This window comes from Dyadobacter sp. CY323, from assembly GCF_021390245.1.
Lineage (GTDB): Bacteria > Bacteroidota > Bacteroidia > Cytophagales > Spirosomataceae > Dyadobacter.
Genome location: NZ_JAJUXH010000028.1, coordinates 32330 through 44589, shown reverse-complemented (window position 1 = coordinate 44589; position 12260 = coordinate 32330). Strand labels below are relative to the sequence as shown.

Annotated in this window: 11 protein-coding genes; 6 read left to right on the top strand and 5 right to left on the bottom strand. The window is 45.5% G+C overall.

Annotation, left to right across the window (positions count from 1 at the left end; translation table 11 throughout):
- Positions 1-14 precede the first annotated feature (14 nt).
- Both LZG72_RS26575 and LZG72_RS26570 read right to left on the bottom strand, forming a co-directional pair.
- Positions 15-1028 carry an aldo/keto reductase gene (locus LZG72_RS26575; protein ID WP_233878182.1) on the bottom strand — a complete coding sequence of 338 codons (1014 nt, stop codon included), beginning with the start codon at positions 1026-1028 and terminating at the stop codon, positions 15-17.
- Positions 1029-1195: 167 nt separating this feature from the next.
- The gene (locus tag LZG72_RS26570; protein WP_233878181.1) at positions 1196-3475 is read right to left on the bottom strand and encodes a GH92 family glycosyl hydrolase; all 2280 of its coding nucleotides are present in this window, start codon (positions 3473-3475) and stop codon (positions 1196-1198) included.
- 214 nt (positions 3476-3689) lie between these two features.
- Between LZG72_RS26570 and hslU the strand changes: the two genes are divergently transcribed.
- Together hslU and LZG72_RS26560 are read left to right on the top strand one after the other, a co-directional pair.
- Positions 3690-5081, top strand: coding sequence for an ATP-dependent protease ATPase subunit HslU (hslU, locus tag LZG72_RS26565; protein ID WP_233878180.1), 1392 nt, complete (start codon positions 3690-3692; stop codon positions 5079-5081).
- A gap of 87 nt (positions 5082-5168) precedes the next feature.
- Positions 5169-6191, top strand: coding sequence for a phosphotransferase enzyme family protein (locus tag LZG72_RS26560; RefSeq protein ID WP_233878179.1), 1023 nt, complete (start codon positions 5169-5171; stop codon positions 6189-6191).
- Here LZG72_RS26560 and LZG72_RS26555 read toward each other — a convergent pair.
- Genes LZG72_RS26555 through fmt form a run of 3 tightly spaced genes read right to left on the bottom strand, consistent with a single transcriptional unit; the run spans position 6168 to position 8743 of the window.
- Positions 6168-7259 (bottom strand): alpha/beta hydrolase, encoded by a 1092-nt coding sequence (locus LZG72_RS26555; RefSeq protein ID WP_233878178.1) that lies wholly within the window; start codon positions 7257-7259, stop codon positions 6168-6170. The genes LZG72_RS26560 and LZG72_RS26555 overlap by 24 nt on opposite strands.
- 44 nt (positions 7260-7303) lie before the next feature.
- On the bottom strand, positions 7304-7804 hold the full coding sequence (locus tag LZG72_RS26550) for a dihydrofolate reductase (RefSeq protein WP_233878177.1): 501 nt from the start codon (positions 7802-7804) through the stop codon (positions 7304-7306).
- A 9-nt stretch (positions 7805-7813) separates the two neighbouring features.
- On the bottom strand, positions 7814-8743 hold the full coding sequence (fmt, locus tag LZG72_RS26545; protein ID WP_233878176.1) for a methionyl-tRNA formyltransferase: 930 nt from the start codon (positions 8741-8743) through the stop codon (positions 7814-7816).
- A 227-nt stretch (positions 8744-8970) separates the two neighbouring features.
- On the opposite strand from fmt, the gene greA reads away from it, so the two are divergent.
- The 4 genes from greA to LZG72_RS26525 all read left to right on the top strand — a co-directional run bounded on the left by greA (position 8971) and on the right by LZG72_RS26525 (position 12239).
- On the top strand, positions 8971-9453 hold the full coding sequence (gene greA, locus LZG72_RS26540) for a transcription elongation factor GreA (protein ID WP_233878175.1): 483 nt from the start codon (positions 8971-8973) through the stop codon (positions 9451-9453).
- 178 nt (positions 9454-9631) lie between these two features.
- Positions 9632-9955 (top strand): hypothetical protein, encoded by a 324-nt coding sequence (locus LZG72_RS26535; protein ID WP_233878174.1) that lies wholly within the window; start codon positions 9632-9634, stop codon positions 9953-9955.
- Between the two features lie 64 nt (positions 9956-10019).
- Entirely contained in the window at positions 10020-11090 is a 1071-nt protein-coding gene (locus LZG72_RS26530) for a M20/M25/M40 family metallo-hydrolase (RefSeq protein WP_233878173.1), read from the top strand.
- Positions 11091-11186: 96 nt separating this feature from the next.
- Positions 11187-12239: a PA0069 family radical SAM protein gene (locus LZG72_RS26525; protein ID WP_233878172.1), complete on the top strand. Its 1053-nt coding sequence runs from the start codon at positions 11187-11189 to the stop codon at positions 12237-12239.
- The last annotated feature ends 21 nt before the right edge of the window (positions 12240-12260 follow it).

Genomic DNA, 12260 nt, shown 5'->3' with positions numbered 1-12260 from the left:
TGAATACGAGGTTTCTATTTAACTAATTCTAATTTGTTCAGGTGTTCTGTAATGAAAGTGATCTCATCGGGAGTCAGCTTGATATCTGCTGCCGCGGCATTTTGCAAAGCTTGTTTTGAATCCCTGGCGCCGACTAATGCGATCGTGATCCCGGGTTGGTCCAAAGTCCAGCGTAACACCAGCTGACTGATACTGGCATTTTTTTCGTCCGCCAACGGTTTTATCTGATCCAGAAAATCACTTACCCGTGTCAGGTTTTCATCTTTGTAAAAATAAAGCGATGCGCGGTGATCATCTTTTGCGAACTGATGTCCGGGCTTCATTTTGCCGGTCAGCAAACCTCTTTCCAGCGGACTGTATGCCAGGATCGCTTTTTCATGCTCAATGCAATAAGGTACCAGCTCCGCCTCAATGCCGCGTTTTACCATGCTGTAAGGTACCTGATCCGAAGCCAGATTGATGTATTGCGAAGCCTCGCGCATTAATGCGGCATCGTAATTGCAAACCCCGGCATACCGCACTTTTCCCTGCGTAATCAGCTGGCTTACAGCCTCCATGGTTTCTTGGATCGGCGTTGTTTTATCGTGCCAATGGATTTGGTACAGGTCAATATAATCGGTGCCGAGACGTTTCAGGCTGTCTTCACATTCTTTGATAATGCTGTCTTTTGCAGCGTATTTGTAAATATCAATGTCGTTTCCTGCATTGTCTTTGCTATGCATTGCAAAATCACCGTTCGTCAGGTCCCAGCGCATTCCGAATTTCGTAAGGATCTGGACTTTATCGCGCGGAAACTCTTTAATGGCTTCTCCGACAATCTCTTCACTTAATCCCTGCCCGTAAATCGGCGCCGTATCAATGGAGGTAACGCCGACTTCGTACGAGTCGCGGATTGCTTTTACCGCCTCACTTCGTTCCGTTCCACCCCACATCCAGCCCCCAGCCGCCCAGGCTCCAAATGTGATTACTGACAATTCAAGATCCGATTTTTCGGGATGGTCTGAGGTTGCTACTTTTCGATATTGCATATAGGCTATCGGCTTTCGGCTTTCGGCCGTCTGCCTTTTTTGTTTGAACTATTAAATCAGTGTGAAAAAAGTGAAAAGTGAAAAGTGAAAAGTGAAAAGTGAAAAGTGAAAAGTAAAGCTAATGGCTTACATCTCACATTTCACATCTGGCATCTCACATGCCACACCTACTTCGTCAGCGAAAACGGTGCTGCTTCTGGCTTTGTTCCCCAGGTTTTTGATGGTTTGCTGGTCATATTAAATTGTACTGAACCTCCTTTTTGAATATCCGCATGTTCTAAATACGTGTTCTCGTATGGTTTTCCGTTCAACGTCGCTCCTTGAACGTACATATTCGTGTCGCTGCTCGCCGGGGCCTGAACTACAAATTTCTTACCGTCTTCCATCGTTAATGTCGCTTTTTTGAACAGCGGCGAGCCGATCACGTATTGTGTTGTTCCCGGAGTGACCGGGTAAAATCCAAGTGAAGAAAAAACGTACCAGGCAGAAGTCTGTCCATTGTCTTCGTCGCCGCAATAGCCGTCTGGGGTCGCCTGGTATAATTTCCGCATTACCTCACGCGACCAATATTGTGTTTTGTCGGGTGCGCCGGCGTAATTGTAAAGGTAGATCATGTGCTGGATCGGCTGGTTGCCGTGTGCATAGTTACCCATATTCATGATCTGCATTTCGCGGATCTCGTGGATCGGGAAACCGTAGTAGCTGTCGTCGAAGATCGGAGGTAATGTAAAAACCGTATCCAGTTTTTGTACAAATGCTTCTCGTCCGCCAACCAATCCGATCAAACCTTTTACATCCTGAAATACCGACCAGGTGTAGTGAATGCTGTTTCCTTCGGTGAACGCATCGCCCCATTTGAATGGATTAAATGGACTCTGAAACTTACCGTCTTTCATTTTCCCGCGCATCCATTTCGTTTCAGGATCAAACACATTTTTATAGTTCTGGCTTCTTTTGAGATACAAGTCCACTTCTTTTTGCGGCTTTTTCAATGCCTTACCCAATTGAGAAATGCAAAAGTCGGCATAGGCATATTCCAAAGTCCGGGCCACATTTTCATTGACTTTTACATCATAAGGTACGTAGCCGAGGTCATTATAATATTCGTGCCCGAAACGTCCCACGGAACTTACAGGGCCCGCGTTTTCCGTGTTTTTAATGATAGCCTCGTACAATTTATTAATGTCATACCCACGAATACCCTTCACATACGAATCGGCAATGAGCGAAGCCGAGTTCGATCCGATCATACAATCGCGGTGGCCGGGGCTGGCCCACTCGGGCAGGTAACCGCTTTCGTCGTATGCATTGGCCAAACCCTCCATAATGTGTGAATTCAATGTCGGGTACATTAAAGTAAAAAATGGAAAAACGGCACGGAATGTATCCCAGAAACCATTGTCCGTAAACATATAACCCGGACGAACTTCACCATTATACGGGCTGTAATGGACTATCTTGTTTGTTTTATCAAATTCATAAAACTTCCGCGGGAAAAGGAGAACGCGGTAAAGACACGAATAGAAAGTCCGGATCTGATCGATGTTATCGCCTTCGACCTGAATGCGAGATAATTCCTTATTCCACTCTTTTTCGCCTTTTTCTTTGGTTACATCAAAACTGTCTTTGCCGAGTTCGCGGGTCAGGTTCAGCTCGGCCTGCTCGGGACTGATGAACGACGAAGCTACTTTTACACCCACCTGTTCACCCTTTTTCGTACTAAAACCAACCACTGCCCCAACGTGACCGGCTTTCAGTTCGAGTGTATCTTTTGCCAGTTGTTTGCCGCGAAATGCGGAAGAGAATGTAAATGCTTTGTCGAAAACCAGTACAAAATAGTTTTTGAAATTAGCAGGAACGCCGCCGCTGTTTTTGGTGGTATAACCCATGATTTTCCGTTCAGCCGGGATGATTTTAATGTAAGATCCGCGGTCAAATGCGTCTACGAGCACATAGGAACTGTCAGCTTTCGGGAATGTGAAACGGAATTGCGCGGCACGTTCGGTCGGGGTGATCTCGGTGGTAACGTCGTAGTCGGCCAGGTATACCTTGTAATAATGCGGTTTGGCAATCTCGGCTTTGTGTGAAAACCAGCTCGCGCGGGATTCTTCATCGATCTTCATTTTTCCGGTCATCGGAAGGATCGAAAATTGGCCGTAATCGTTGATCCACGGACTGGGCTGGTGCGTTTGCTTGAACCCCCGGATCTTTTCGGCGTCATACATATAGCTCCAACCGTCACCCATTTTGCCGGTTTGCGGCATCCAGAAATTCATTCCCCAGGGTAATGCAATGGCGGGGTATGTGTTACCTGCAGACAAGCTGAATTTGGACTGCGTGCCCATTAATGTATTCACCAAATCAACCGGATTGGGCCGAGTGGCAGCTTGTCCGAAGAGTAGGGAGGTATTAAGAATTAATGCAAAGAAAATGTATCGGATTTTCATCGTTAGTGCAATTCTTTATCTTGATTTTGGGGGATAAACACGAATGAACAAATGTAAGGAAGGTCGGCTAACAAAAGTGAAAGTGCTCAAAGAAATACAACTGGCGGATTTAACCTGACAATTTGTACCGGCATAGTTCTTTATACCGTTTAAAAAAGCAATCCCTGCCCATCAGGGAAGTTATCATTCAAGTTACGTATCGCTATAAATCACAATGACAGAACACTTAGATCGCCTGACGCCACGTCAAATCGTTTTTGAACTGGATCAATACATAATCGGACAAAATGACGCAAAACGTAATGTTGCCATTGCATTGCGGAACCGGTGGAGGCGAATGAACAGTCCTGCAGATATACAAAGGGAAATTATCCCAAATAATATTCTGATGATCGGTGCCACGGGAGTCGGTAAAACGGAGATCGCCCGCCGGCTAGCAAAAATTGCCGATGCGCCTTTCGTAAAAGTGGAAGCGTCGAAATTTACCGAGGTAGGGTATGTGGGCCGCGATGTGGAAAGCATGGTCCGCGACCTTGTGGAGCAGGCTGTGGGAATGGTGCGGACGCAGAAAAAAGAGGAAGTGAAGATCAAGGCAGAACAGGCAGTTGAAGACATTATACTTGACGCATTGATTCCGCCCGTGCACGGATCGGCAGCGAGAATTAAAACGGACAATGGCTCCGATGCCATGCCGGAAGACGATGCTGAACTCAACCAGCGCACCCGAGAACGTTTTCGTGAAAAGATCAGAAACGGTGAACTGGACAGTCGTAAAATTGAAATTGAGGTGCAGCAAAACCAGGCCCCGAGCGTAGGCATGATCGGCGGCTCGGTGGACGATGTTTCCATGATGAACATTCAGGAAATGATCGGGAATATGATGCCGAGACGTGGAAAAAAGAGGAAAGTGACGGTGGAAGAAGCGAGGAAAATTTTACTGGACGAGGAGGCTTCGAAATTGATCGATATGGACGAGGTGAAGGTAGAAGCCATTAAAAAGGCGGAAAACCTGGGGATTATTTTTATTGATGAAATAGACAAAGTGGCTTCCAGCCGTTCCGGCGGAGGCGGCGGCCCGGACGTGAGCCGCGAAGGTGTACAACGTGACTTACTACCTATCGTGGAAGGCAGCGCGGTGAATACCAAGCATGGTGTGATCAATACAGACCATATTTTGTTCGTGGCTGCGGGTGCATTTCACGTGTCAAAACCATCAGATCTGATCCCAGAGTTGCAGGGACGTTTTCCGATCCGGGTGGAGCTGAATAGTCTGACCGAGGGAGATTTTTATCAAATTCTGAAAGCGCCGAAAAATGCATTGACGAAGCAATATCAGGCGATGATGGAGTCGGAGGGTGTGGAGCTGGAATTCGAAGACGGCGCGATCCGCGAGATGGCGAAAATTGCTTTTGAAGTTAACAGCGAAGTGGAAAATATCGGTGCCCGGCGATTACAAACGGTGATGAGTTTGCTCCTGAACGATTTTATGTTCGACGTTCCGGACGTGATCGGCGCCGATTCTCATATCGTGATCACAGCTGAAATGGTTTCCGAGAAATTGTCCCATTTGATCAAGAACAGAGATTTGAGCCAGTATATTTTGTGAGATGTGAGTTGTGAGATGTGAAATGTTTTTTGGGGGCGCACAGTATATTTGTGCGTCCCTTTTTTGTGATTTAACCACAATTTCGCAATGTCTGTTTTTCCAACTCAATATTCAACATTATCTTCCCTGGCTTTGGGTGAGTTTCTTGGGAAAGCTTATGGTTTGGGCGAAGTTATCTGCAAGTTCCTGACACGCAACGTAAGTGATACGTACGTGCTGGAAGGGGAGTCTGATAAATACATTTTCAAGCTTTACCGGGATGCGCATCGCCATGTAGATGAGATAAAAGCGGAGGCTGAGTTGCTTACGATTCTAAAAGAGCGAGGCGCAAAAGTCGCTTACCCGATCAGTGACCTTGCGGGAAATCAGCTACAATCTTTTAATGCGGCCGAAGGAACCCGTTATGGGATTCTGTTCAACTTCGCTCCGGGGAAGTTCACGCGGGATCTCACAGAAAAGCGCCTTAGGATCATCGGTCAGGAAATGGCGTTTATCCACAACATTACGTCTGAGATAGAACTGCAGTTTCCGAGAAGAGTCTATGACGTTCAAACGACACTGATCGGGCCTTTAGAAAACATCAAGCCTGCATTTGTCGAATTACCTGATGAATACGCCTATTTAAAGGAAACAACCCAAAAGGTAATTGCCAAACTCAGTCAGTTTGACCTTTCAAAATTCAGTTATGGGTACTGCCACTACGATTTCCTGCCGAAAAACTTCCATTTCGATGAAAATGACCTGGTCACTTTTTTTGATTTTGACTTTGCGGGAAAAGGCGTGCTCGCCAATGATCTGATGAGCTTTTTTGTTCACTTCTTCTTTGAGGTCGAGCACAAATTTCTCACCAAGGAGGAAGCTGACAGGCAGTTTGCCCAATTTATAACGGCTTACCGGGAGGTAAGGCCATTGTCCGACGCAGAAATTGAAGCGATTCCCTATCTTGGATATGCATTCTGGCTATTCTTCTTCGAATTTTACCAACTGCAATACGAAGACTGGTCCAACACCTTCTTTGGCCCAACATTTAAGAAGCAAAGAGTCGCGTTAATGAAGAAGTGGATCGGTCTTTATTGCGATTTTAGTTCACTCGAAAAACAGCCATTTTAAAGCCAATGGAAACTCTTTGCTCCATTGCTTCTCGTCGTGTTGGCCTTTTGGGTCGATGGAGGCTTTGATTTTTACGCGGTCGTAACCGAAAGCTTGCGTTTCGAGCGTTTCGCGAAGTTTGGTGACGTTTGGAAGCATGTTCGCTCCTTCTTTGCCGCCCGCGTATAGGTAAATACGTGATTCGAATGGCTCAAAAAAGTGTATAGCATCAAAAAATACGCGTTGGGACATCCATAACGACGGCGAGAATACCATTAATCTGCCGAATACTTGCGGGAACATTAAGGCTGCGTATAAACTCAGGAGGCCACCTACGGAACTGCCGCCGATGCCCGTATTCAGTCTGTCGCGCTTTGTTCTGTATTTGGAGTCGATGTGAGGTTTTAGTGTTTCGGAGATAAACCGCATGAATTGTTCACCTAAACCTTTACCCCATTTCGGATTGTTATAAGGTGAAAATTCGTTGATCCGCTGCTCGTTTCCGTGATCGATTGCAACAATGATCACACCACCTTTCTGTTCTTTGGCCAGTTTTGCCAGGCTTTTATCAATGTTCCAGTTCCCGTATTCCGAACCTTCGCCAAATAAATTCTGGCCATCGGTCATATACAAAACAGGGAAACTAAGATCTGGTCTGTCGTAATAATCGTGTGGAAGCAAGACCTGAATGCGCCTGGTTTTTTTCAGTTGCGGTATCTCAAACTCCTCCGACACGATCTCCAAAATCGGTGATAAGTCCGTTTTTTTGGAGATATCAGTCTGCCAGCGAATGACAGTGTCTTTTTTTACGCCTTCGTTTTTTTCCACAACACGGTTTCCATAAGGTTTCCCGAAACGGTCCAGTTCCACCTGGTCCCAGCCACCCCGGGTATATTTGTATTCAAGCGGCCCTGTAAGTTCAAGATTTTCGGGAAATTGAAAAACGTAATTGCCCGGACTAACTTCTGTCATCCGAAAAGCTTCCAGGTCGGGCAACCATTTACAAAAATTACCGGTGATATATACCGGACGTTTATCAAATGAGGAAGTCGTAAGTTCAATGATGAGGGTTTCTACTTCTACTTGCATTACTGATGTCAGAGTCACTGAGGGTTACCAAGTCACAAAATTACTTATAAATCCTGCTTTTTAAAATAATTTACAAAATCAAATTCGAATAAATGTCGCTCATCTGCCTCATGAACAATGCGTTCTGCCTCAACCCAGGCAGAGGGGTTATCGATTTTGAAATAGGTGTCACCATCGATCACCGTTTTTACTTCTGTAACATACAGCCGGTCGGTAATGGGCTGTGCCTGCTGATACAAATCACCCCCGCCAATGATAAAAACCTCGTCAGTTCCTGTTTCAGCGGCTTTTGCTAGGGCATCTTCCAAGGAATGCACAATAATAATGCCGTCAAATGTAAAGCCCGGATTTCGGGTGATGACGATTGATGTACGTCCAGGAAGTGGCTTGCCGATGGATTCAAACGTTTTCCGGCCCATGATCATCGGATGGTTCAGGGTTAACTGTTTGAAACGTTTCAAATCGTCAGGCAACCGCCATAAAAGTTGATTTTCTTTGCCGATTACGCCATTTTCTGAAACAGCGACGATAATAGATAGTAGCATAATGCGGTATTATTGGTTGCCGAGACGGTATCCTCTTAAAAAATCGCCTGTATTCATGCGTTTCTTTCCTTCGAGCTGCAGGTTTTCAATGGCGAGCCATCCATCCGAAGTTTTGAAATGAAGTGTGGATTTATGATCTGTGCGGAAGTCGCCCGGATTCGCCTCCTCACTGCTCTCGATCACACTCGTTTCGAATATTTTACAGGAAAGTCCATTTAATATTGTCCAGGCCGCTGGGTAAGGCGACAATCCGCGGACAAAATTATGAATTTCGATAGCCGGCTTGTTCCAGTTGATTTCACAGGTTTCGCGGAAAATTTTCGGTGCCGATTTCAGTACTTCCGCTTCTTGTTGCGGCTGTTGCGGGTAATTGCCATACTCAATGGCTTCCACAGTCCGCACTACCAGCCCGGCTCCTTTCAACATGAGTCGCTCATATAAGGTACCTACATTGTCTGTTGGCAGGATCGGCTCTTTTTCCTGGAAAATGATCTTGCCGGTATCAATGTCTTTTTCAATGAAAAAAGTAGTCACGCCGGTTTCCGTTTCACCGTTGATAATCGCCCAGTTGATCGGCGCCGCCCCGCGGTATTGCGGCAAAAGCGAACTATGCAGATTGAACGTACCTTTTGCGGGCATATTCCAAACTACTTCTGGCAACATCCGGAAAGCAACCACTACCTGCAAGTCCGCATCATACGATTTCAAAGCTTCCAGAAACGCGGGGTCTTTCAATTTTTCAGGCTGCAAAACAGGGATTCCACGCTGTTCAGCATATATTTTGACGGGTGAGGCTGTCGACTTCTGACCTCTTCCGGCGGGCTTATCGGGAACAGTTACTACGGCTACAACATTAGAATCAGCCTCGACCAGACTTTGTAAACTTGGGACCGCAAATTCCGGTGTTCCCATAAAAATAATTCTCAATGGATTTGACATGGTCGTGTTGTCATTTGGATGGAAATGGTGTTACCATTCACAAATATTGTTATTTTTGTTGTTCGTGAAAGAAAAATATGGTGAACTTGAAATCAAATAGCAGCCGAAAAGACGAGGTTTTCTAGCCTTCTACTACGAGTGTATTACTCTTGTAGAGCGGTCTTAGAGCCGTTCTTTTTTTTTATCAAAAATTCAAAATTTAATAAGACTTATAAACAAACAGGGTCATGGCTAAAATTTCATACTATACGGAAGAAGGATTAAATAAGCTAAAGAATGAGCTGAATGAAATGAAAACCAAAGGCCGCACGGAGATTGCACGACAAATTGCAGAAGCGCGGGATAAGGGTGACCTGAGTGAAAATGCAGAGTATGATGCAGCGAAAGATGCTCAGGGAATGCACGAAATGAAAATTGCGAAGCTGGAAGAGATCATGTCCACGGCCCGCGTGATTGACGAATCGTCGATCGATAATTCACAGGTTTCTGTACTTTCAAAAGTGAAGATAAAAAACCGCAAAAACGGGATGGAAGTGACCTACACCCTGGTATCGGAAGAAGAGGCGGACCTGAAAACAGGGAAAATCTCGGTTGGTTCACCGATCGGTAAAGGTTTACTAGGCAAGAAAGTTGGAGAAACAACCGAAATCAAAGTGCCGGCCGGTGTAATGGAATTCGAAGTACTGGATATTAGCCGTTTTCTGGAATAAATTTTAATTTGAATAAAGTTGGATCGCATGCCTAGTGGCATTGCGATCCTTTTTTTTGGCTGTTAGCTATTAGCCATTAGCTTTTAGCTTTTTTTTACCGATTTCGTGACATTTACAACAAAGTCATAATAATAGCTAACGGCTAACAGCTAACAGCTAATAGCCAACCGCTCCCAACATGAAATTCAAAGGCTTTTTACTCAATACTTCCTTCCTTTGGGTAGAGGGGATGGCGTTTTTTCCTTTTATTTTTTCAAAGCACAAGTCACCCGGCTGGGTTTTTCTCAACCACGAGCGGATCCATTTGAAACAGCAGATGGAACTGGGTATTTTGTTTTTTTACATCTGGTATTTCTCCGAATATTTAATCCGGCTGATCCAGTACAAAAAACATTATTTAGCATATCTTCATATTTCCTTTGAACGAGAAGCTTACCAGCATCAGGGTAACCCCGAGTATTTAAAAAACAGGCGTTTCTGGGCTTTCTGGCGGTATTTGTGAAAATACATTGCTGGAAATCAGCGACTTTCAAAATCAGTTTTATTGCGAAAATTAAACAACGAGTATGTCAGATCAGAGCAGAGAATTTCTTTATAAGTATTTGAATAATGCGTCGCCGACAGGTTTCGAAGCGAGTGGTCAGCAGATATGGCTGGACTATGTGAAACCCTATATTGAAGAGCAGATCGTTGATACGTACGGAACTGCGGTGGGTGTGATCGGTCCGGGTCAAGATTACAAAGTGGTGATCGAAGCGCATTCGGATGAGATTTCCTGGTTCGTCAATTACATTTCCGATGACGGGTATATCCACGTCCGCCGTAATGGGGGATCGGATGCCGCAATAGCACCGTCGATGCGGGTTAACCTGCACACGGCAAAAGGTGTTGTGAAAGGTGTATTCGGCTGGCCCGCGATCCACGTGAGGGATGTTGCAAAAGATGTGGTACCGAAAGTCCATGAACTGTTTATCGATGTAGGGGCAGCAAAAAAAGAAGAGGTTTTTGAAATGGGAATCCACGTAGGAACGGTTGTAACCTTCGCCGATGGACTCGATGAATTGAATGAGAAATATTACCTCGGACGCGCATTGGATAACCGGATGGGAGGATTCATGATTGCTGAGGTTGCCCGGATGCTTCATGAAAACAATGTGAGATTGCCTTTTACGCTTTACCTGGTAAATGCGGTTCAGGAAGAAATTGGTCTGCGTGGCGCGGAGATGATCTCCCGCAGGTTGAAACCGGACCTGGCGATTGTTACCGATGTTACCCACGATACGCAGTCTCCGATGTACAATAAAAAGGAGCAAGGTGACCTGAAAAGCGGAAATGGACCCGTGATCTGTTACGGGCCGGCGGTGCAGAACAATGTGCGTGAAATGCTGATCAGGGTAGCGGAAGAGAAAAAAATCCCATTCCAGCGCCAGGCAGTGAGCCGCTCCACCGGAACGGATACCGATTCGTTTGCCTACTCAACAGAAGGCATTGCATCCGCATTGATCTCATTACCATTAAAATATATGCACACTACGGTAGAAATGGTTCATAAAGAGGATGTTAAAAATGTAATTCAGCTGATGTACGATGTGCTTCTTTCTTTAAAAGGAGACGAGGATTTCAGGTATATTAAATAAAATAATACCGATTATACTTGGCACGTCTAGGCGACCCCGTCTTCAAGACTTGCCAAGTATTTAAACACTTCATCAAACAATGAAAATCATCAACAAATGGACAACAGGGCACGGGGGCGCGGTGCGGCGATCAACCCCCACAACAAATTTTTCAAGCATGAACTAGAGTATACTTCGGAAGACTGGCAGCAATGGGAAGAGCCAGAAATGAATCCTAAAACCCAGTTTATTGAGGAGACTTCCAAAACGCTTCTGAGCGTTTCCGACAGTCCGGATATGCCAAATTTCCATTCAATTAATCCGTACCGCGGCTGCGAGCATGGCTGCATTTACTGTTACGCCCGCAATTCGCATGAGTACTGGGGATATTCCGCTGGGCTGGATTTTGAAACTAAAATCATTGTCCGTAAAAATGCCCCCCAATTGCTGGAAAAGCTTTTTAACTCTAAAAAGTGGGAACCTACCACCATTCATTTTTCCGGAAACACCGATTGCTACCAACCGGGCGAAAAGAAATACCGGTTAACACGGCAGCTTCTTGAGATTTGTTTGCGTTATCGTAATCCGGTAAGTGTGCTGACAAAAAATGCATTGGTGTTACGTGATGTGGACCTCCTCGAAAAACTGGCCAAGCTGAATCTTGTGCACGGCGCCGTTTCCATTACCTCTTTAAATGAAGACCTGCGGCATGCACTCGAACCACGGACGGTAACAGGCAAGCGCAGGTTGCAAGTTGTTAAAACCCTTCATGAGGCCGGCGTACCGATGGGTGTCATGACTGCACCTATTATCCCCGGCCTAAATGACCACGAAATCCCGGCAATTATACAAGCAGCTGCGGAAAATGGTGCTGTTTGGGCCGGGTATACCATCGTCAGGTTGAATGGGGCGATTGCGACCTTGTTCGATGAATGGGTGAACCATCATTTTCCCGACAAAGCTTCGAAAGTTTTAAACCAGATCAAGGAATGTCACGGCGGACAGGTTAATGATTCGAGATTTGGAGTCAGGATGGTGGGGGAAGGTAATTTTGCAGAGCATATCAGGCAGCTGCATGACCTGGCCTGCCGGAAGTATTTCAAAGACCGGGAAATACGGCCATTGAGTACGACGCAATTTATGCGTGGTGGGCAAATGAATTTGTTCTAGTGGCTAGAAATCATCTATTTT